The sequence below is a fragment of the Geodermatophilus sp. URMC 63 genome, assembly GCF_053502565.1.
In genome coordinates, this window is record NZ_CP199956.1 from 5339481 (window position 1) to 5360687 (window position 21207).

Genomic DNA, 21207 nt, shown 5'->3' on the forward strand with positions numbered 1-21207 from the left:
GCCGGTCGCTGCTCGCCGGGGCCGTGCTGGTCCTGCTCGGGTGCGCGGGTGAGGAGTGGGTGCTGCTGGGGCTGCCCGGCCGCGACCTCGCGGTGTGGTCGCAGACCTGGACCTTCCAGGCCGGGCTCGTCCCGCTGTTCGTGCTGGTGCCGCTGTACTTCCCCGACGGCCGGCTGCCCTCCCCCCGGTGGCGGCCGGTCGCGTGGGCGGCGGTGGTCCTGACGCCGCTGCTGGGGCTGGTGCTGGCCTTCTCGACACGCGCCGTGCCGATCGGGGACGTCGAGCACCCGAACCCGTTCGTGCTCCCGGTGCCGGCCTGGCCGGGCGACGCCCTCGGGGTCGCCGTCCCGGTCCTGGTGCTGCTCGCCGCGGCGAGCGTGGTCGTCCGGCTGCGCCGTGCCCGCGGTCCGGAGCGGGCCCGCATCGCCCTGCTGGTGTACGCGGTCGTCCTCACGGCGCTCGCGTTCCTCACCGACGCCCTCGTGGCCTTCGGGTGGCCCGGCGCGTACGAGGACGTGTTCCCCGTCGTCCAGGTCGTCCCCGTGACGGTGGTGGCCGCGGCCGCGGTCTCGGTGCTGCGCCACCGGCTGTTCGACGTGGAGCGGGTGCTCGACCGGACCCTGCTGTGGTCGCTGCTCACCGGCTGCGTCCTGCTCGTCTACGTCGCCGCCGTCGGGGCGCTGGCGGTCGTGTCGGTCGACGGGCCGGGTGCCGGGTTCCTGGCGGTGGCCGTCGTGGCCGTGGCGGTCGCGCCGCTGCGGGCGTGGCTGCAGCGCCGGGTGGACCGGCTCGTCTACGGCGGCCGGGCCGACCCCTACCGGGCGCTGGCCCTGCTCGGCCGGCGCCTGGAGTCGGCGCTCACCCCCGCGGCGGCGCTGGCGTCGGTGGTGACGGCGGTCGCGGAGGCCCTCCGGCTGCCGTTCGTGGCGATCGAGTCCCGCACGCCCCACGGGTACGAGACGGCGGCCGCGCACGGCGCCCCTCCCCGGGCCGACGCCGAGCCGGTCGCCGTTCCGCTGGTGCACGCCGGCGAGGAGGTGGGCCGGCTGGTGCTCGGCGGGCGCGGACGGCGGCTGGAGCTGGCGCCCGGCGACCGCCGCCTGCTCGAGGACCTCGCCCGGCAGGTCGGCATCGCCCTGCACGCGGTGCAGGTGACCGAGGAGGCCCGCCGGCTGGCGGCCGACCTGCAGCAGTCCCGCGAGCGGCTGGTGCTGGCGCGGGAGGAGGAGCGGCGCCGCATCGGCCGGGACCTGCACGACGGCCTCGGGCCGCAGCTGGCCGGGCTCACGATGACCGCCGAGGCCGCTCGTGACCTGGTGGGGATCGACGACACCCGCGCCGCGGAGCTGCTCGACGGCCTGCTGCGGCGCTCGGACGCGGCGGTCGGCGAGGTCCGCCGCATCGCCCACCAGCTGCGCCCGCCGGCGCTCGACGCCCTGGGCCTGGTGGAGGCCCTGCGCAGCCACGCCGCCACGGTGCGGGGCGTCGACGTCGAGGTCGACGTCGCCGACCTGCCCCCGCTCCCCGCGGCGGTCGAGGTGGCGGCCTACCGCATAGCCCTGGAGGCGGTGCACAACGCGGCGGTGCACGCCGGTGCGGCGACCTGCCGCGTCGAGGTCGGCTGTGCCGGCGGCGCGCTGCACCTCACGGTGACCGACGACGGCCACGGCCTGCCCGAGGCGCCGCCTGCCGGGGTCGGGCTGTCGTCGATGGCCGAGCGGGCCGCCGAGCTGGGGGGAGCTGCACGCTCACCCGGGGGCCGGCAGGCGGCACCGTGCTGCGCGCGACGCTGCCCTGCGCGGCCGGGGCACCGGGCGGGAGGTGAGCACCGTGGACGCGCTGCGGGTACTGGTCTGCGACGACAGCGACACCTTCCGCGAGGGGCTGCGCGCGCTGCTGTCGACCAGCGCCGAGGTGGACGTCGTCGGCGAGGCGGCCGACGGCGCGTCCGCCGTCGAGGCGGCGCTGGCCCTCCAGCCCGACGTCGTGCTCATGGACCTGACCATGCCCGGGACCGGCGGCGTCGAGGCGACCCGCCGGCTACTCGCGCACAGCCCGCACATCGCCGTCCTCGTCCTGACGATGGCCGAGGACGACGCCTCGGTCTTCGCCGCGCTGCAGGCCGGGGCGCGCGGCTACCTGCTCAAGGGGGCGCGCAAGGCGGAGATCCTGCGCGCGGTGCAGGCGGTCACCGACGGCGGGGCGGTCCTCGGCGCGCCGGTGGCCACCCGACTCGCCGCCCTGGTGGCCGGCCGGCCGCGCCCGGAGTCGGTCTTCCCCGACCTGTCGGCGCGAGAGCGGGAGGTCCTGGTGCTGCTCACCGAGCACCTGACCAACGGGGAGATCGCCGCCCGGCTCGGGCTGTCGGAGAAGACGGTGCGCAACCACCTGTCCAACGTCCTCGCCAAGCTGCGGGTGGCGACCCGGGCCGAGGCCGTCGCGGCCGCCCGCCGCGCCGGCCTGTGACCCGCCTCAGCCGTGCGTGGTGGCGGCCGAGGCGGTGGTGGGCTCGGTCGCGACGGCGGGCGCGACCGGGGCGGGCCGACGGCGGATCGAGATCGACAGCGCGGCGGCGAGCAGGCACAGCCCCCCGGCGAGGAACCACGCCAGGTCGTAGGAGCCGGTGACGTCGCGGATCACGCCGCCGCCGAACGCCGCGAACGCCGAGCCGACCTGGTGCGAGGCGAAGACCCAGCCGAAGACCACCGGCGCCCGGGCGCCGAAGTGCTCCCGGCACAGCGCCAGGGTCGGCGGCACGGTGGCCACCCAGTCCAGGCCGTAGAAGACGATGAACGCGACCATGCTGACGTGCAGGTGCGGCCCGAACAGGGTCGGCAGCAGGAACAGCGAGGCGCCGCGCAGGCCGTAGTAGGCCAGCAGCAGCACCCGCGGGTCGGCGCGGTCGGTGAGCCAGCCGGAGAACACCGTCCCGGCGATGTCGAACAGGCCGACGACGGCGAGCAGGGACGCCGCGGTCGTCACCGGCATGCCGTGGTCGTGCGCGGCCGGGATGAAGTGCGGCTGCACCAGCCCGTTGGTCGACAACCCGCAGATGAAGAACCCGCCGGCCAGCAGCCAGAACGGCCGGTGGCGGGCGCCCTCGACCAGCCCGCGGACGGCGGCCCGCGCCGCGCCGGTGCGCACCGGGTCGACGTCGTCGGCCGCCGTCCCGCCGTAGGGGACGACGCCGACGTCGCGGGGCCGGTCGCGCAGCAGCCAGGCGACCAGCGGGACGACGGCGAGCGCCGCGGCCGTGGTGCCCAGCGACGCCGCCCGCCAGCCGCCGTCGGTCTCGGCGACCGCGGCGACCACCGGCAGGAACACCAGCTGCCCGGTCGCGCCACCGGCGGTGAGGATGCCGCTGACCAGGCCCCGCCGGGCGACGAACCAGCGGCCGGTCACCGTGGCCACGAGCGAGAGCGCCATCGACCCGGTGCCGAGCCCGACCGCGAACCCCCAGAGCAGCACCAGCTGCCAGCTCGCCGTCATGAAGACGGTCAGGCCGCTGCCCAGCGCGGTCAGCAGCAGGGCGCAGAGGACCACCCGCCGGATGCCGAAGCGCTCCATCAGCGCCGCGGCGAAGGGCGCGGTCAGCCCGTAGAGCGCCATGTTGACCGCCACGGCGGCCGAGATCGTCGACACCGACCAGCCGAACTCCGCGCGCAGCGGGTCGATGAGCACACCGGGCACCGCGCGGAAGGCCGCGGCGCCGACCAGCGCCAGGAAGGTCACCGCGGCCACCCACCAGGCGGGGTGGATCCGGCGGACGCGGGGCGGCGCAGCGGTGGTCACGAACCGAGAGCATGACCCACGGCCCGGTGCCCGGACCAGTGGCCCGACGGCCAACACCTGCAAGGATCCGGCCATGACACCAGGCCCGGGTCCGGCCACGACACCAGGCCCGGGTCCGGCCACGACACCGTCCCGGCCGCACGAGGTGGTCGTCCTCGCCGTCGACCGCGTCGTCGGCTTCGAGCTGGGCCTCCCCCACCGGCTGCTGGGCCTGGCCGAGGACGACGCCGGCCGGCCGCTGTACCGGGTGCGCGTGGCCACCCTCGACGGGCGCCCGGTCCGCACGGCCGACGGCTTCTCGGTGCTGCCGGAGCACGACGGGTCGGTGCTCGCCGAGGCCGACACGGTCGTGGTGCCCGGGATCATGGGCGGCCCCGTCGTCCGGGAGGGGCGCATCCCCGACGGGCTGGCCGCGGCCGTCCGCGACGCCGCGCGGCACGCCCGGATGGTGTCGATCTGCACCGGCGCCTCGGTGCTGGCCGCCGCCGGGCTGCTCGACGGCCGCCCCGCGGCCACGCACTGGCGCGACGCCGAGGCCTTCCGCCGCACCTTCCCCGCCGTCCGGCTCGACGCCGACGTCCTCTTCGTCGACGACGGCGACGTGCTGACGTCGGCCGGGGTGGCGGCGGGCATCGACCTGCTGCTGCACCTCGTGCGGCGCGACCACGGCAGCGAGGTGGCCAACCGGGTGGCGCGGCGCAACGTCGTCGCGCCGTGGCGGGAGGGCGGGCAGTCGCAGTTCGTCGAGCGGCCGGTGCCCGTGGCCGGTGGCGCCGGGACGGCGGCCACGCGGGCCTGGGCGGTCGAGCACCTGGGCGAGCCGCTGACCCTCGCCGACCTCGCCCGGCACGCGCGGATGAGCGTGCGCACCTTCACCCGCCGGTTCCGCGAGGAGACGGGGGTGTCGCCGCAGCGCTGGCTCGCCGGGCAGCGGATCGCGCTGGCCCGCCGGCTGCTGGAGTCCACCGACGCCCCCGTCGACCGGGTGGCCGCCGACGCCGGGTTCGGCACGCCGGCCTCACTGCGCGCCCACCTGCGCGCCGCGATCGGGGTGCCGCCGGGCACCTACCGCCGCACCTTCCGCGGCGCCTGAGCAGCCACCACCGCCGCGCGGCCGCCCCCGGACGGGTGAGGTGTGACGCGCGACTCCCGCGCCGGAGGGCAGGTGTGGGGGCCGCGTCTGGTTGAGTGGGACGTACCGGCGCCGCCCTCGCTCATCCGGAGCACAGGACTCGACGTCGGGCTGGTGCAGCGCCACCGAGGCGCGCCCGGCCGTCCGACGTCGCCGACGGCGCGACCCGCCCCGAGCCCGGGGCCGGCGTGCGCCCGCGTGCGGTGACCGGGGACGGCGACCCGAACCGCCCGAGGAACCGATGACCTCCCCGCAGTCCCCCTCCCCCACCGCCGGCTCCCGGCCGCGCCGACGTCGCGGCGGCCGCGGCCGCGGCGCCGGGGTCACCCCGACCCCCGAGCAGCGCCCGACCACGGCCACCGCCGCGCCGGCCCCTGCCGTCGTCCCCGCCGTCGTCCCCGCCGGCGACGTCGCCACCGTGCTGCCCACCGACACCACGTTCGAGGCGCTCGGCGTGCCCGCGCCGCTGGTCGAGGTGCTCGGCGCCAGCGGCATCACCGCGCCCTTCCCCATCCAGGTCGCGACGCTGCCCGACTCGCTGGGCGGCCGCGACGTCCTCGGCCGCGGCCGCACCGGCTCGGGCAAGACGCTGGCGTTCGGCCTGCCGCTGGTCGCCCGCCTGGCGACCTCCGACAGCCGCCGGCAGGCCCGGCGGCCGCGTGCCCTGGTGCTCGTCCCGACCCGCGAGCTGGCCAACCAGGTCCTCGCCGTCGTCGACCCGCTGGCGCGGGCGCTCGGCATGAACGCGACGACGATCTTCGGTGGCGTCGGCCAGAACCCGCAGGTGCAGGCGCTGGCCCGCGGGGTCGACGTCGTCATCGCCTGTCCCGGCCGGCTCGAGGACCTCATCGGCCAGGGTCACTGCGACCTCGGCGCCGTCGAGATCACCGTCCTGGACGAGGCCGACCACATGGCCGACCTCGGCTTCCTGCCCGGCGTCAAGCGGATCATGGACCGGACGCCGAAGACCGGCCAGCGGCTGCTGTTCTCGGCCACGCTGGACAACGGCGTCGACGTCCTGGTCAAGCGCTACCTGACCGACCCGACCACCCACTCGGTGGACCCGGCCGTCGCCCCGGTCGCGACCATGACGCACCACGTGCTGCAGGTGGCCGCGGCCGACAAGCCGGAGGTGGTCCGCCAGCTGGCCTCCGGGCTGGGCCGCAGCGTGCTGTTCACCCGCACCAAGCACCAGGCCAAGAAGCTGGCCAAGCAGCTGACCGCCGCGGGCGTCCCGGCCGTCGACCTGCACGGCAACCTCAGCCAGAACGCGCGCGAGCGCAACCTCGAGGCGTTCAGCTCCGGGGAGACCCGGGTGCTGTGCGCGACCGACATCGCCGCGCGCGGGATCCACGTCGACGACGTCGCGCTCGTCGTGCACGTAGACCCGCCCGCCGAGCACAAGGCCTACCTGCACCGCTCCGGGCGCACCGCCCGCGCCGGTGCCGGCGGCACGGTGGTCACCGTCTCCACGCCCGACCAGGCCGGCGAGGTGCGCACGCTGGCCCGCCAGGCAGGCATCACCCCGACGGTGAGCCAGGTGCGGCCCGGCGCCGCGCAGATCACCGAACTCACCGGCCCGGCCGCCCCGTACGTCGAGCCGGCCCCGGCGCCTGCCCCGCAGCCGCAGCCGCAGCCGCAGGGCCAGGGTGGCGGCGGCCGTCGGCGTCGTTCCGGCGGCGGGTCCGGCGGGTCCCCCGCCAGCCCGGCGTCCGGCGGCCGCAGCGGCTCGGCAGCCGGCGGGAGCTCGGGCCGCGCCACCGGCCCGGCGCGCACCCGCGCCGAGCTGGCCGCCCGGGCCGGCACCCACTCCGCCGCCTCGTTCAGCGGTAGAGGGCGGCGCGGCGGTCGCTGACCTCCCGCGCGTGTCGTCGTCGGGACGGTCGGGAAGAGTGCTCCCGACCGTCCCGACGACCCCGCGAGGTACCCCGTGGCCCTGCCCATCACCCTGTCCGAGATCGGCCCGCGGATCTCGGCGGGCGCCTTCATCCTGAACAGCGGGCTGGGCAAGCGCGCCGCCGACGACCAGACCGCAGCCGGCCTGCACGGCTTCGCCACCGGCACATACCCCTTCCTGCAGGGCGTCGAGCCGCGGCAGTTCGTGCAGGCCGTCTCGACGGCGGAGATCGTCATCGGGGCGGCCCTGCTGACCCCGTTCGTGCCCACCGCCCTCGCCGGTGCCGCCCTCACCGGGTTCGCCGGTGGCCTGCTCGGCCTGTACCTCAGGACGCCGGGCATGCGGAAGGAGGGCAGCCTGGCGCCCACCGAGCAGGGCCTGTCGATCGCCAAGGACGTGTGGCTGCTCGGCATCGGTGTCGGCCTGCTCACCCGCGGCACCGTCGACCGGGGCGGCAGGCGGGTCAGCAAGGCCGCCAAGACGCTCGCCAAGGCCAACGCACGGGTCGCCCGGGCCGAGCGCCGGGCCGAGCGGAGGACCGCCCGCGCCGCCGCCTGAGCGAGCCGGGCGCCGGCGCGGACCCGCGCCGGACCCCGGTCAGCCGGGGAGGAACACCGTCCCGACCAGTCGCCGGACCCGGTTCCCGCCCGGCTCGTTGGCCATCCGTGCGCGGAGCACCTGCCGCACCTCCTCGAGCAGGCCGGTGAACTCCTCGTCGTCGAGCCAGAGGCCGGCCATCCGGTAGCCGACACCGTCCCGGGCGGGATCCAGCCCGCCCGGGACGTCCGCGGCCCGGTCGACCCAGCGGTCGAAGTCGGCCAGCAGGGCGGCGACGAACGTCCCGAACGCCCGCCGGTGCTCCTCGGCGGTCATCGACGCCGCCTCCCCGGGCCCGACCGAGGCGGCGTCGGCCACGAGCCGGTACGTGCGCTCGGTGCTGCCGCGGACCCGTCGCTCGGCGACCACCTGCAGGACGCCGGCACCGGCGAGCACCCTGACGTGCCGGTACAGCGTCGCGGCCGGGACGTCGGAGAAGCTCCGCGTGCAGCTCTCCGGTGGTCAGCGCCCGGTCTCCCAGGAGGGCCTGCACGACCCGGAGGCGCACCGGGTGCAGCAGCAGGTTGGCAGTCGCCACGCCCGCCACCTCTCTCACTATTGACAACGGTGTCACTTGTGAGAACCATGGTGCCATGGCGACGATCGAGACGACATCCGGGACGCTGCGCGTCTCCCTCACCCGGGCCGAGCGGGTCCTCGGACTGCTGCGCGACCTCGAGGTGCCCCTGACCGCGGTGCGCTCCGCGACCGTCGTGCCCGACGGCATCGCCGCAGCCCGCGGGCTGCGCGCGCCCGGACTCGGCCTCCCGGGTCTGCGGCTGATCGGGACGTGGCGACGGCGCGGCCACCGGACCCTGGTGAGCGCGCGCCGCGGCAGCCCGGCCGTGCGCGTGGAGCTCGCGGGGCAGCGCTACGACACGGTCCTCGTGTCGAGCGACGACGCGGCCGCCGTCGCCGCCGACGTGGCCGCACGCCTCGCCCTCCGGTGACCGTGCACGAGGTGCCCGTGCGCGAGGTGCCCGTGCGCGCGGTGCCCGTGACGGTGCCCGGCTCTCCGCCGCTGGCCGGCACCCTGGCCCTCCCGCGCCTCCCGGGCCCGGCGCCGGCGGTGCTGCTCGCGCCCGGTTCCGGACCGCTAGACCGCGACTCCGACCACCGGCGGGCCCGCTTCGGCGTCACCCGCGCGCTGGCGCACGCCCTCGCCGACGCCGGGCTGGCCTCGCTCCGCTACGACAAGCGCGGCGTCGGCGGCACCCCGGGCGACTGGCGGCGGGCCGGGCTGCACGACCTCGCCGACGACCTCGCCCGCGCCCGGGACGTGCTCGCCGCCCGGCACGAGGTCGACGGCGACCGGGTCGTGCTGGCCGGACACAGCGAGGGCGCCCTGCTGTCGGCGGCCGTGGCCGCGCGCGGGGTCCCGGTGGCCGGCGTCGTCCTCCTGGCCGCGTCGGCGCGGCCGGGAGGGGACCTGCTGCGCTGGCAGGCGCGGCAGATCGGGCCCACCCTGCCGGCGCCCGTCCGCGGCCTGCTGCGGCTGCTGCGCACCGACCTGGAGCGGAAGGTGGCCGCGAACCACCAGCGGATCCTGGCCACGACCACCGACGTCGCGCGCATCGGGGGCGTGCGCCTCAACGCGCGGTGGCACCGGGAGTTCCTGGTGCACGACCCGCGGCGCGACCTCGCCGCGCTGGAGGTCCCCGTCCTGGCGGTGACCGGGAGCAAGGACCTCCAGGTGCCACCGGACGACCTCGAGGTGGTGGCCGCCACCGTCCGGGGACCGGTGGAGACCCTGCTGGTGCCCGACCTCACGCACACGCTGCGCCGCCGGACCGGCCCCGCCTCGGTGCGCGGCTACCGCAGCGAGCTGCGCCGTCCGGTCGACCCGGACGTGCTTTCGGCCGTGGTGGGCTGGTGCCGACGGGTGTGTGCCGTGCCGTTCCCGTCGTGACGCGCCGGACCGGGGTTCCGCAAACTGCCTGAAGGTTGCAGTATCCGCGGGACGGGGTGTCGCCGACGGCGCGGGACCACCGTCGGCTCCGAGGAGGCTCGTGTGTCCCACCCCACCCGCTCCACCCGCCGCAGCGCGGCGCTCGTCCTGGCCCTCGGCGTCGGCCTGCTGAGCGCGTGCTCGGGCGGCGACGACGGCGCCGAGGCCGCGGACGCCGCCTCGACCGGCGCGACGTCGGCGAGCGCCACCACGAGCAGCGCGGCGCCCGAGGGCAGTGCGGCCGCCGGGACCACCACCGCCGCGCCGGCGCCGCCGGCGACCACGGCACCCACCGAGGCCCAGGCGCAGACCCTCACCGCCACCGAGGGCGAGATGTACATCGAGCTCTCCGAGGACACCCTCACCCCGGGCAGCTACACCATCGAGGTGGTCAACGAGGGAAACGCCACCCACGACCTGGTGGTCGAGCGGGACGGCTCGGACGTCGCCGCCACCGAGAACATCGCGCCGGGCGCGTCGGCCACGCTCGAGGTCACCCTCGAGGAGGGCGACTACGTCTTCTACTGCTCCGTCGCCAACCACCGGGCCATGGGCATGGAGACCGACGTGACGGTCGGCGCATGACCGGGGGCACCGCGACCAGGACGCCGCGGACCGGCATCGCGATCGGGGTGCTGCGGCTGGTCGGCGCCGCGCTGCTGGCGGCGATCGCCGTCATCCACGGCTACCTGTGGCAGACCGGCTACGACACCATCGAGGTGATCGGCCCGGCGTTCCTGGTGCAGACGGTGCTCGCCGCCGGTGGCGCGCTCCTGCTGCTCGTCGCCCCGCCGCGCCTGGTGGTCTGGGCGGCGCTGCTCGGCGCCGTGTTCGCCGCCGGGTCGCTGGCCGCCCTGGTCCTGTCGACGACGGTCGGGCTGTTCGGCTTCGTGGAGAGCACCGTGGCGAGCCTGTGGTGGGAGTCGTTCTGGGTGGAGGCCGCCGCGGTGGTCGTCCTGACCGCGCTCGCGGTCCTCACCCGCCGGCGGGCCGGCCGCTGACCCCGGGCGGTGGACGGTGAGGGGGGACGTCCACCGCCCGGTTCCTCAGTTGCCGCTGGAGAACGCGGCGTCGAAGGCGGCGGCCGGCGGGTCGAAGGCCAGCCGGCGCACGAACGCCAGGGCCTCGGGGGCGCCGACCAGGCGGTCCATGCCGGCGTCCTCCCACTCCACCGAGATCGGCCCGTCGTAGCCGATGGTGTTGAGCATCCGGAAGCACGCCTCCCACGGGACGTCACCGTGGCCGGTGGACACGAAGTCCCAGCCGCGCCGCGGGTCGGCCCAGGGCAGGTGCGAACCCATCCGGCCGTTGCGGCCGTTGCCGACCTGCTTCTTCGCGTCCTTGCAGTCGACGTGGTAGATCCGGTCCTTGAAGTCCCAGATGAACGACACCGGGTCGAGGTCCTGCCATACGAAGTGGCTCGGGTCCCAGTTCAGCCCGAAGGCCTCGCGGTGCCCGATCGCCTCCATGGTGCGGACCGTCGTCCAGTAGTCGTAGGCGATCTCCGAGGGGTGCACCTCGTGCGCGAAGCGGACGCCGACCTCGTCGAAGACGTCGAGGATCGGGTTCCACCGGTCGGCGAAGTCGCGGTAGCCGGCCTCGACCATCGACTCGGGCACCGGCGGGAACATCGCCACGGTCTTCCAGATCGCCGACCCGGTGAACCCGACGACGGTCTGCACGCCGAGCCTCGCCGCGGCGCGGGCGGTCAGCTCCATCTCCTCGGCCGCCCGCTGCCGGACGCCCTCGGGGTCGCCGTCGCCCCACACGCGTGGGTGGACCATGCCGCGGTGGCGCTCGTCGATCGGGTCGTCGCAGACGGCCTGGCCGTTGAGGTGGTTGGAGATGGCGAAGACGGACAGGCCGTGCTTCTCGAGCAGGTCGAGCTTCTGCTGCACGTAGGAGTCGTCGTTCGCGGCCTTCTCGACGTCGAGGTGGTCGCCCCAGCAGGCGATCTCCAGGCCGTCGTAGCCCCACTCGGAGGCGAGCCGGGCCACCTCCTCGAAGGGCAGGTCGGCCCACTGGCCGGTGAACAGGGTGACGGGACGGGGCATGGGGGGTCCTCTCTAGATCCGGGTCCACACGGAGTCGGCCGCCGCGCTGCGCTCGACCGCGTCGAGCACCCGCTGCACCTGCAGGCCGTCGGCGAAGGACGGGGCCGGGTCCTCGTCCTTGGCGATGGCGGTGAGCAGGTCGACGACCTGGTGGGTGAAGCCGTGCTCGTAGCCGAGGCCGTGCCCGGCCGGCCACCAGGCCGACACGTAGGGGTGCCCGGGCTCAGTGACGAGGACGCGGCGGAAGCCGGCCCGCTCGGCGGGCTCGGAGCCGTCGAAGAACTGCAGGACGTTCATGTCCTCGAAGTCGAAGGCCAGGCTGCCCTCCGAGCCGTTGACCTCGACGCGGAGGGCGTTCTTGCGGCCGAGGGCGAAGCGGGTCGCCTCGAAGGTGGCCAGCGCGCCGCCGCTGAACCGGCCGAGGAACACCGCGGCGTCGTCGACGGTGACCCGGCCCGTGCCCTCCCCGGCGACGCCGGACAGCGACCCGGCCGCGGCCGGCAGCGGCCGCTCCTCGACGAACGTCTCCAGCAGCGCGCTGACGCCGGTCAGCGTCTCGCCGGTGACGTGCTGGGTGAGGTCGACGATGTGCGCGCCGATGTCGCCGAGCGCGCCCGACCCGGCCTTGTCCTTCTCCAGCCGCCACGACATCGGGGCCGCGGGGTCGGCGATCCAGTCCTGGAGGTACTGGGCGCGCACGTGCCGCACCTGGCCGATCCGGCCCTCGGCGACCAGCCGGCGGGCCAGCGCGATCGCCGGCACGCGGCGGTAGGTGAAGCCGACCATCGAGCGGACGCCGCGGGCGGCGGCGCTCTCGGCCGCGGCGGTCATCGCCTCGGCCTCGGCCACGGAGTTGGCCAGCGGCTTCTCGCACAGGACGTGCTTGCCGGCCTCCAGGGCAGCGATCGCGATCTCGGCGTGGGTGTCGCCGGGGGTGCACACGTCGACGAGGGCGACGTCGTCGCGCTCGAGGACCCGCCGCCAGTCGGTCTCCACCGACGCCCAGCCCAGCCGGGCCGCGGCGTCGGTGGCCCGGTCCCGGTCGCGGCCGGCGAGGACGGTGAGCTCCGGGCGCAGCGGCAGGTCGAAGAAGCGGGGGGCGGTGCGCCAGGCCTGCGAGTGCGCCGCGCCCATGAAGGCGTGTCCGATGAGGCCGACCCCGAGGGTCGGCCGGTCAGGTGAGGTCAAGGGGACTCCCCGGGGAGGGGCGGGGCCGCCGGCGTGCACCGGCGGCCCCGCCCGGGCGGATCAGGACTCGAAGGCGCTGTCGATGTACTGGTCGACGTTGTCCGCGGTGACGACCGGCGCGTTGAGCACGATCTGCCGCGGGATCTCGGTCTCGACCAGGTCGGACAGGGCCTTGTCCTGCGCGAGCAGCCGGGCCAGCCGGACGCCGTCGGCGGCCTGGGTGGACGGGTAGATGACCGTCGCCTGCAGCACCGAGTCGCCGGACTGGATCTCGCGCATGGCGTTGGCCGAGCCGGCGCCGCCGACCATGAAGAACTCGTCGCGGCCGGCGCTCTCGATGGCGGCCAGCACGCCGACGCCCTGGTCGTCGTCGTGGTTCCAGATGGCGTCGATCTGCGGCGCGGCCTGCAGCAGGTTGGAGGCCGCCTCCTCACCGCCCTCGACGGTGAAGTCGGCCGCGACCCGGTTGTCGACGTCGAGCCCGCACCCGGCCAGCGCGTCGGCGAAGCCCTGGCTGCGGTCCTGGGTCAGCGGCAGCGAGTCGATGCCGGCGATCTCGGCGACGACGGCGTCCGGGTTGTCACCGAGCTGCTCGCAGATGTACGTGCCGGCCGAGACGCCCATGCCGTAGTTGTCACCGAGGACCGTGGCGCGGGCGGCGAACGGGCTGTCGAACTCGCGGTCGACGTTGATGACCGGGATGCCGGCCTCCATGGCCTGCAGCGCCACCGGGGTCAGCGCGGCGCCGTCGAAGGGCAGCAACACGATGGCGTCGACGCCGTCGTTGATGAAGGTCTCCACCTGGCTGATCTGGGCGCTGACGTCGTTGGTGCCCTCGGCGACGACGAGGTCGACGTCCTCGTACTGGTCGGCCTGGGCGCGGGCGTTCTCGGTGATGCCGGCGATCCAGCCGTGGTCGGCGGCCGGCGCGGAGAAGCCGATGGTGACGGTGTCGCCGGTCTCGTCGTTGTCGCTGGCGGCCTGGTTGCCGCTCCCGCTGCTGCCGCTGTCCTCGGGGGTGTTGCTGGTGCAGCCGGCCACGAGCACGCCCGCGCTGAGCAGCGCGACCGTGGCGTGGGGCAGGCGGCGGAACGGACGCTGCCTCGTTGCAGACATGCTCTCTCCTCGGGTGTCGCCCCCTGTCCGGGAGCAGGGACGGGCGCCACCGGACGGCGGTCCGGCGGGTGGTGCGGTGTGCGGTGCGCTGTGAGGTGCGCTGTGAGGTGCGTGTGTGGTGCGCCCCGGCGCGCGGGGACGCGTGCCGGGAGGGTCAGCGGGTCGTGCCGGTGGCGGCCGGGCGGGCGCCACCCGGGCCGCCGTCGGCGGCGCCGCCGGAGACGGCCCCCGCCGGTGACCCGGTCGCGGGGAGGCCACCGGACGGTGGTCCGGCGGTCGGGCGGCGGAAGCCGAAGCCGCCGGTGGCCAGGCGCTGCTGGAGCAGGACGGCGAGCACGATGATCACGCCGCGGGCCACGGCCTGCGCCGAGCTCGACAGGTTGTTGAGCGTGAAGACGTTGCCGAGCGTCGTGAAGATGACGACGCCGAGGACGGTGCCGACGATCGTGCCGCGGCCGCCGATGAGCAGCGTCCCGCCGATGACCACCGCGGCGATGGCGTCGAGCTCGTAGAGGGTGCCGTGCGTCGAGCTGCCGGTGGTCGTGCGGGCCATGAGCATCACGGCCGCGACGCCGCAGCAGACGCCGGACAGCACGTACAGCCAGACGGTGTGCCGCTGCACCCGGATGCCCGCGAGGCGGGCGGCCTCGGCGTTGCCACCGACGGCGAAGGTGCGCCGGCCGAACGTGGTCCGGTTGAGGACCACCCACCCGGCGAGGGCGACCAGCGCGAAGATGACGACCAGCGTCGGGACGCCGAGCACGTCGCCGGAGAAGAAGGACAGGAAGTCCTGGTCCCGCACGATCTGCGTGCGCCGGTTGGCGATGATCTCGGCCAGGCCACGCGCCGCGGCGAGCATCGCCAGGGTCGCGATGAACGCGGCGAGTCTCCCGTAGGCGATGACCACGCCGTTGACCAGCCCCGCGACCGCGCCGACGACGACCGCGGTGGAGACCATGACGATCCAGTGGACGTCCTCGGCCAGCTGCTGGGTGGCCAGGGTGGTGGCCCAGACCGAGGACAGCGCCACCAGCGCGCCGACCGACAGGTCGATGCCGCCGCCGATGATCACGAACGTCATGCCGACGCTGACCACGCCGATGACCGAGGCCGCCCGCAGGATGGTCAGGACGTTGTCGACACTGGCGAACCGGTCACCGGCCGTGGCGATGCCGACGACGCACAGGATGACCAGCGCGACGACGAGGCCGAGGTTGCGGCCGACCGGACCACCCAGCGGACCGCCTCCCGGCCGGTTCCGGCCGGCGTCGGCCTCCGGCGTCCCCGCGGCCACCGCGGTGCTGCCCTCGCTCATGCCCTGCCCGCTCATGCGACGTCCCCTTCGTGCACCGGGACGCCGTGCGTCGACGTCCCCTCCATGACCAGGTCGAGCACGCGGTGCTCGTCGAGGGCCGTGGCCGGCTCCTCGGCCAGCACCCGGCCCTCCGCGACGACGAGGACCCGGTCGGCCAGACCGAGCACCTCCGGGATCTCGCTGGAGACGACGACCACCGCGACACCGCGGTCGGCGAGGGCGCGCACCAGCGCGTAGATCTCCGAGCGCGCCCCGACGTCGACGCCGCGGGTGGGCTCGTCGAGCAGCAGCACCCGGCACTCGCGCAGCAGCCAGCGGGCGAGCACGACCTTCTGCTGGTTGCCGCCCGACAGTGTCCGGACCTCGCGGGTGACGTCGGCCGGGCGGACCTCCAGCGCGGTGACCTGCTCGCGCGCCGCCTGCCGCTCCGCGGCGCCGGACAGCAGGCCCGCGCGGGCGAAGCGGGCCAGGCTGGAGATGCTGATGTTGCGGGCGACGGACTCGCCCAGCAGCAGGGCCTGGCTCTTGCGCTCCTCGGGCGCCAGCCCCACGCCGGCCGCCACCGCGGCGCCGACGTCCCCGGCCCGCAGCCGGCGGCCGTGGACGCGGACGGTGCCGCCGGTGGCGCGGCGGGCGCCGTAGACGGTCTCGAGGATCTCCGACCGGCCCGAGCCGACCAGCCCGGCGAGGCCGACGATCTCCCCCGGGCGCACGGCGAACGAGACGCCGGAGAAGGAGCCGCGCAGGGCCAGGTCCTCGACCTCGAGCACCGGCTCGGCACCGGCCGCGGGGCGCCGCCCGCGCTCGGGGAAGACGTACTCGATGTCCCGGCCGGTCATCAGGGTGATGACCTCGCGGGTCGGCGTCTCGCGGGCCGGCAGGCCGGTGGCGACGGTGCGGCCGTCCTTGAGGACGGTGATCCGGTCGCCGATCCGGCGGATCTCCTCGAGCCGGTGGGAGATGTAGACGACGGCGACGCCGTCGGCGGTGAGCTCGCGGATGACCGCGAACAGCCGCTCGACCTCCTCGTTGTCGAGGACGGCGGAGGGCTCGTCCATGATGATCAGCCGGGCGTCCTGCGACAGCGCCCGCGCGATGCTCACCATCTGCTGCGACGCGGCCGGCAGCGAGCCGACCTCGGCGCCGGGCCGGATCTCGGGGTGGCCGAGCCGGGTGAGCAGCTCCGCGGCGCGGCGGTTGGTCTCCCGGGGCCGCACGAACCCGAACGAGGCCTGCTCACGGCCGAGGAGGACGTTGTCGGCGACGGTGAGCCCGGCGACCAGGTCGAGCTCCTGGTAGATCGTCGCGATCCCCAGCGCGAGGGACGCCTGCGGGGTCGACAGCCGCACCTGCTCGCCGCGCCAGCCGATGGTGCCCTCGTCGGGCTGGTGCGCGCCGGCGAGGACCTTGATTAGCGTCGACTTGCCGGCGCCGTTCTGGCCGAGGAGGCAGTGCACCTCCCCCGCGCGGACGTCGAGGTCCACGCCGCCCAGCGCGCGCACGCCCGGGAAGGTCTTGACGATGCCGTGCATCTCCAGCAGCGGCGGGTCCGCCGGACGCATGGCCTCACCTCCGACTTCTGCTCAACGCTGACCATTAGTCTGTGCAGCGGTGACCATATGAACGGAGTCACACGGGGTCAAGGGAGTGCGCGCGGCGTCACCGAACCGAGATCCGGCGCGCCCCTGCCGGGCAGCGCTCCGGTGCCGGGGCGCGGTGGTGCGGGGACTAGCGGGCGAGCGCCTGGTGGACCGAGTCCTCGTCGAGGTAGCCCTGGATGGCCATGAGCGCGGCACCCACCCGGCCGGAGAGGTCCGGGGCGTCGCTGACGGTGATCTCCAGCGCACGGGCGGCCAGGGGCATCGACCGGCCGTAGACCGCCTCGCGGATGCCGGCCAGCAGCGGCGCACCGGCCTGGGCGACGCCGCCGGTCATGACGATCCGGTGCGGGTTGAAGAAGTTGACCAGCGCGGCGAGGACCGTCCCGATGGTGCGCCCGGCCCGGCGGACCAGCTCGAGGGCCGGGCCGTCGCCCTGCGCGGCCAGCTCGACGACCTCGCGGGCGGTGGTCACCGGCAGCCCCGCCGCGACGGCGTCGCGCAGCAGCGCCCCGCCGCCGGCCAGCGCCTCCAGGCAGTTCTCGTTGCCGCACCGGCACAGCACGGTGCGGCCGTCCGGCGTCGGCACGTGGATGTGCCCGATGTCGCCGGCGCTGCCCTGCGCACCCCGGTACACCTCGCCGTCGACGATGATCCCGCAGCCGATGCCGGTGCCCACCTTGACCACGAGGACGTCCTGCGCCGAGCCGGCGACCCCCATCTCGCCCAGCGCCATGACGTTCACGTCGTTGTCGACGAAGACGGGGCAGCCGTAGCGACCGAAGGCGGTGGGGATCGGGTGGTCGTGCCAGCCCGGCATGATCGGCGGGTGCGAGGGCCGTCCGGTCGAGAACTCCACCGGGCCCGGCACCCCCACCCCGACGGCGCAGACGTCGGCGGGGGTGAGGCCGGCCTCGGCGAGCACCCGTTGCGCCAGCCGGTCGACCTCGGTGAGGACGGGGCCCGGGCCCTCGGCGATGTCGATCGGGTGTCCGACCGTGGCGAGGATCTGGGCGGACAGGTCGGTGACCGCGACGTCGACGCTGGTGACCCCCAGGTCGACGGCGAGCACGCAGCCGGCCCGGCTGTTGAAGCGCAGCAGCGTCGGCGGGCGCCCCCCGGTGCTCCAGCCCCGGCCGCCCTCCTCGAGCAGGCCGGCGGCGATGAGCTGGTCGACCCGCGCGCTGACGGTGTTGCGGGCGGCCCCGGTCAGGGCGACGAGCTCGGCCCGGCTCCGGGCGCGGCCGGTGCGCACGTGGTGCAGCAGCGCGCCGGCCGAGGCGGAGGTGGAGGCCATGCGGTCATCGTGACACGCCATGAGGCCACTGCTCACCCCTGCGCCCGGAGTGCTGGCCGGAGTGACCGCCGCCATTCAATCCACCGGCGACCAGGGCCATGGACATCGCAACCACCGTGAGACCCACAGACCCGGGAGCATCTCGGTGAGCAACGAGACAGGCCAGCCACCGCAGTGATCAGCACGGCCGATCGCTTGCCTTTCGGAGGAACTCGAGAACTCGTGCCGGTCGCCAGCGGTGCGCCCTGTCGTTCTCGTCGAGATCACCTGTCAGTACAGGTTCGGCCGCACTGTTCACGGGGATGCGGATCGTCCACGGCCGAGACGCCGAAGTGCATCGACTCCACTCACTGGCATCGCCTGACCGGGAGCCCCCGGGACAGAAGGACACCACCCTCGATCCTCGAATGAGCGTGACGTGCTCGCACATCCATCGACAGGGCATCGCGGAAATGGTCGCCGAGATGAGACGGGTCAACTGGAGATCGGCGACACCACCCGAGACCATCGGGGGTGACCTGCCCACACCGGCCAAGGACATGAGCAGGTCACCACCACAGCACTGCTGATCACCCCTGCAACAGGATGCTCGCGCGCACCGCGTACTGACCACTCCCACAATAGACGTTCGACCGAGCGCCCGGAGAGGTCCACGGCCCCAGGTACTGGGAGGTGATGTTGCTGCTACTGGTCTTGCAGTCGAGGACGGCCCGGTGCCGACCGGTCCCTCCCGAGCAATACGACCAGCCTGACGACGCGCTGTAGGCGTATGAACAACCAGTCGGCGCCGCGACGGCCGCCGAGGTGGGAAGAGCACCGAAGAGAGCAGCAGTTGCTCCCAGGACGACAGCTGCTCTGCGACCCCGCATCGCGACTCCCCCTGAAGGCGTGTGAGGCCCGTCACTGCAGCCTTCGACACGGACGAGTCGAGCAAGTCCGGGTAATCGATGGAATTCGTCCCAGCAGATCCGCTGGGTGTCCACCTGGGGCAATCCGTGCTGTTTACGGCGTCTCGTCGTGTCCTTGACACACGGCCGACCACGTGGAGCCGATGGCGGCCCGCAGGACGGCAGCGACGTCGTCCGGGTGGGTCTGCACCGTCATGTGGGCCGCGCCGGGCAGCTCGACCACCCGGCCCCGCGGCGCGGCCGCGGCCACCTGCCGGGCCCAGTCGGCGCGGCACAGCCGGTCGCGGGTGCCGCGGACGACGGTCACCGGCACGCCGACGGCGCGCAGCCTGGCATCGATGCGGTCGGGCGCGGCGACCCGCCACAGCGCCCGCATCGCCCGCGGACCGGTCGACAGCCACTGCGCCAGGACCAGCGGCAGCTGCCACCACGGCTCGCGGAGCGCCGTCCGCAGCCACCAGGCGGCCAGCCGGGGCAGCGCGCGCAGCCGCGGGTCGGTCGTCGGACCGAGCAGGACCACCGCGGTCACCCGCGGGTCGACGGCGGCCGCGGCGACGACCTGGCAGCTCTGCGAGTGACCGGCCAGCACGACCGGCCCGGCGCCCAGGCGCTCCCGCAGCCGGGCGGCCAGGACGTCCAGCGACGGAACGGGTGCAGCACGGCCCATCCCGGGTAGGAGGACGACGTCGGCGGCCACCCGCCGGCGCAGTCGCTCCGACGAGCGTCCGTCGAGACCCAGGCCCGGGACGAGCACCACCCGCGGGATGACGGCGGACACCGGCCTCGTTGTACCGGTCGACGGCGTGAGCCGCGACCAGGGCCGGGTACCGGCCGTGACGGGGATCACCGCCCGCCCCGGCCAGCCGCCGGACACCGGCCCCACCGACAGGGAAGGATCAGTCGTCATGACGACATCACCTGCGCCCACCGCCGCCGCCAGCTCCGCGCCCGGCCGGCCGCGGGTGGTCATCATCGGCTCCGGGTTCGGCGGCCTGTTCGCCGCCAAGGCGCTGCGCCGCGCCGACGTCGACGTCACCGTGATCGGCAAGACCAGCCACCACCTGTTCCAGCCGCTGCTCTACCAGGTGGCCACCGGCATCCTCTCCGAGGGCGAGATCGCCCCGGCCACCCGCGAGGTGCTGCGCCACCAGGCCAACGCCCGGGTGGTGCTGGGCGAGGTCGTCGACGTCGACGTCGACGCGCGCACCGTCACCTCCACGGTGCTCGGCCGCACCACCGTGCACCCCTACGACGAGCTGGTCGTCGCCGCCGGTGCCGGGCAGTCCTACTTCGGCAACGACCGGTTCGCCGAGTTCGCCCCCGGCATGAAGAGCATCGACGACGCCCTCGAGCTGCGCGGCCGCATCTTCGGCGCCTTCGAGCTGGCCGAGCTGGCCACCGACCCGGCCGAGGTCGACCGGCTGATGACCTTCGTCGTCGTCGGCGCCGGACCCACCGGGGTGGAGATGGCCGGGCAGATCGCCGAGCTCGCGCACCGCACGCTGCGCCGCGACTTCCGCAACATCGACCCGCAGAGGGCGCGGATCATCCTGCTCGACGGTGCGCCGCAGGTGCTGCCGCCGTTCGGTCCGAAGCTGGGTGAGAAGGCGCGCCGCCACCTCAACGAGATCGGCGTCGAGGTGCAGCTGGGCGCGCTGGTCACCGACCTGGACGCCGACGGCCTGACCGTCAAGGACTCCGACGGTCAGGTGCGCCGCATCTCCGCGGCCACCAAGGTGTGGGCCGCCGGCGTGCAGGCCTCCCCGCTGGGCCGGCTGCTGGGTGACAAGACCGGCGCCGAGGTCGACCGGGCCGGGCGGATCGCGGTGCAGTCGGACCTGACGCTGCCCGGCCACCCCGAGATCCACGTCATCGGCGACATGGCCAACCACCCGGACAAGTACCCCGGCGTCGCGCAGGTCGCCATCCAGGGCGGGCGCTACGCCGCCGAGGCCATCCGGCGGCGGCTGGCCGGCAAGGGCCCGCAGGGCCCGTTCCGGTACCGCGACAAGGGCAACATGGCGACGATCTCGCGGTTCTCCGCCGTCGCCGACATCAAGAAGATGAAGTTCGAGGGCTTCACCGCCTGGGTGATCTGGCTGGTGGTGCACCTCTTCTACATCATCGGCTTCAAGAGCCGGGTGACGACGGTGCTGCACTGGATGGTCAGCTTCCTGGGCCGCGGCCGCTCCCAGCGGGTGGCCACCCAGCAGCAGGTCTACGGCCGGCTGGCGCTGGAGAAGCTGGGCCCCGGTTTCGAGGCGTCCAAGACCGGCGGCCCCAAGGACGGCGCCGCCGTGGCCGAGACGGTCAACCCCGACCAGCAGGGCGACTTCGTCGGCCGCCGCACCGCCTGAACGAACGA

At 75.1% G+C, this 21207-nt stretch carries 18 protein-coding genes and 1 pseudogene; 10 read left to right on the plus strand and 9 right to left on the minus strand.

The window, feature by feature from the left end; all coding sequences use genetic code 11:
* Nucleotides 1–1208: 1208 nt before the first annotated feature.
* Together ACWIZO_RS25850 and ACWIZO_RS25855 are read left to right on the plus strand one after the other, a co-directional pair.
* Nucleotides 1209–1370: pseudogene (locus ACWIZO_RS25850) on the plus strand (histidine kinase); the annotation flags it as partial.
* Nucleotides 1371–1821: 451 nt separating this feature from the next.
* Nucleotides 1822–2466 (plus strand): response regulator transcription factor, encoded by a 645-nt coding sequence (locus ACWIZO_RS25855; RefSeq protein ID WP_446756672.1) that lies wholly within the window; start codon nucleotides 1822–1824, stop codon nucleotides 2464–2466.
* A 6-nt stretch (nucleotides 2467–2472) separates the two neighbouring features.
* Here ACWIZO_RS25855 and ACWIZO_RS25860 read toward each other — a convergent pair whose 3' ends face one another.
* A complete protein-coding gene (locus ACWIZO_RS25860) occupies nucleotides 2473–3792 on the minus strand; it encodes an MFS transporter (RefSeq protein WP_448640437.1) in 1320 nt (439 codons plus the stop codon).
* Nucleotides 3793–3865: 73 nt separating this feature from the next.
* Between ACWIZO_RS25860 and ACWIZO_RS25865 the strand changes: the two genes are divergently transcribed.
* From ACWIZO_RS25865 to ACWIZO_RS25875, 3 genes are all read left to right on the plus strand, one after another.
* Nucleotides 3866–4885 (plus strand): GlxA family transcriptional regulator, encoded by a 1020-nt coding sequence (locus ACWIZO_RS25865; protein ID WP_448640438.1) that lies wholly within the window; start codon nucleotides 3866–3868, stop codon nucleotides 4883–4885.
* A 280-nt stretch (nucleotides 4886–5165) separates the two neighbouring features.
* The gene (locus ACWIZO_RS25870) at nucleotides 5166–6779 is read left to right on the plus strand and encodes a DEAD/DEAH box helicase (protein ID WP_448640439.1); all 1614 of its coding nucleotides are present in this window, start codon (nucleotides 5166–5168) and stop codon (nucleotides 6777–6779) included.
* Between the two features lie 75 nt (nucleotides 6780–6854).
* Nucleotides 6855–7379 carry a hypothetical protein gene (locus ACWIZO_RS25875; RefSeq protein ID WP_448640440.1) on the plus strand — a complete coding sequence of 175 codons (525 nt, stop codon included), beginning with the start codon at nucleotides 6855–6857 and terminating at the stop codon, nucleotides 7377–7379.
* Nucleotides 7380–7418: 39 nt separating this feature from the next.
* Here ACWIZO_RS25875 and ACWIZO_RS25880 read toward each other — a convergent pair whose 3' ends face one another.
* Nucleotides 7419–7814, minus strand: a complete 396-nt coding sequence (locus ACWIZO_RS25880) for a hypothetical protein (protein WP_448640441.1) — start codon at nucleotides 7812–7814, stop codon at nucleotides 7419–7421.
* Nucleotides 7815–8011: 197 nt separating this feature from the next.
* Between ACWIZO_RS25880 and ACWIZO_RS25885 the strand changes: the two genes are divergently transcribed.
* The 4 genes from ACWIZO_RS25885 (at nucleotide 8012) to ACWIZO_RS25900 (ending at nucleotide 10367) form a co-directional block, all read left to right on the plus strand.
* Entirely contained in the window at nucleotides 8012–8368 is a 357-nt protein-coding gene (locus ACWIZO_RS25885; RefSeq protein ID WP_448640442.1) for a hypothetical protein, read from the plus strand.
* Nucleotides 8369–8385: 17 nt separating this feature from the next.
* Entirely contained in the window at nucleotides 8386–9327 is a 942-nt protein-coding gene (locus ACWIZO_RS25890) for an alpha/beta hydrolase family protein (protein WP_448640443.1), read from the plus strand.
* A 102-nt stretch (nucleotides 9328–9429) separates the two neighbouring features.
* Nucleotides 9430–9951, plus strand: a complete 522-nt coding sequence (locus ACWIZO_RS25895) for a cupredoxin domain-containing protein (protein WP_448640444.1) — start codon at nucleotides 9430–9432, stop codon at nucleotides 9949–9951.
* The gene (locus ACWIZO_RS25900) at nucleotides 9948–10367 is read left to right on the plus strand and encodes a hypothetical protein (protein ID WP_446756681.1); all 420 of its coding nucleotides are present in this window, start codon (nucleotides 9948–9950) and stop codon (nucleotides 10365–10367) included. Before ACWIZO_RS25895 ends, ACWIZO_RS25900 begins: the two co-directional genes overlap by 4 nt.
* A gap of 45 nt (nucleotides 10368–10412) precedes the next feature.
* On the opposite strand, the gene ACWIZO_RS25905 is transcribed toward ACWIZO_RS25900, so the two are convergent.
* From ACWIZO_RS25905 to ACWIZO_RS25935, 7 genes are all read right to left on the minus strand, one after another.
* Nucleotides 10413–11420 (minus strand): sugar phosphate isomerase/epimerase family protein, encoded by a 1008-nt coding sequence (locus ACWIZO_RS25905; protein WP_448640445.1) that lies wholly within the window; start codon nucleotides 11418–11420, stop codon nucleotides 10413–10415.
* Nucleotides 11421–11432: 12 nt separating this feature from the next.
* Nucleotides 11433–12608, minus strand: a complete 1176-nt coding sequence (locus ACWIZO_RS25910) for a Gfo/Idh/MocA family protein (protein WP_448640446.1) — start codon at nucleotides 12606–12608, stop codon at nucleotides 11433–11435.
* Between the two features lie 60 nt (nucleotides 12609–12668).
* Nucleotides 12669–13724, minus strand: coding sequence for a substrate-binding domain-containing protein (locus ACWIZO_RS25915; protein WP_448640447.1), 1056 nt, complete (start codon nucleotides 13722–13724; stop codon nucleotides 12669–12671).
* Nucleotides 13725–13878: 154 nt separating this feature from the next.
* A complete protein-coding gene (locus ACWIZO_RS25920; RefSeq protein ID WP_448640448.1) occupies nucleotides 13879–15054 on the minus strand; it encodes an ABC transporter permease in 1176 nt (391 codons plus the stop codon).
* Nucleotides 15051–16601, minus strand: coding sequence for a sugar ABC transporter ATP-binding protein (locus ACWIZO_RS25925; protein ID WP_448640449.1), 1551 nt, complete (start codon nucleotides 16599–16601; stop codon nucleotides 15051–15053). Before ACWIZO_RS25925 ends, ACWIZO_RS25920 begins: the two co-directional genes overlap by 4 nt.
* Nucleotides 16602–16767: 166 nt before the next feature.
* Nucleotides 16768–17934, minus strand: a complete 1167-nt coding sequence (locus ACWIZO_RS25930; RefSeq protein WP_448640450.1) for an ROK family protein — start codon at nucleotides 17932–17934, stop codon at nucleotides 16768–16770.
* Between the two features lie 1002 nt (nucleotides 17935–18936).
* Entirely contained in the window at nucleotides 18937–19620 is a 684-nt protein-coding gene (locus ACWIZO_RS25935) for an alpha/beta fold hydrolase (protein WP_448640451.1), read from the minus strand.
* Nucleotides 19621–19747: 127 nt separating this feature from the next.
* Between ACWIZO_RS25935 and ACWIZO_RS25940 the strand changes: the two genes are divergently transcribed.
* Nucleotides 19748–21199, plus strand: coding sequence for an NAD(P)/FAD-dependent oxidoreductase (locus ACWIZO_RS25940; RefSeq protein WP_448640452.1), 1452 nt, complete (start codon nucleotides 19748–19750; stop codon nucleotides 21197–21199).
* Nucleotides 21200–21207 lie beyond the last annotated feature (8 nt).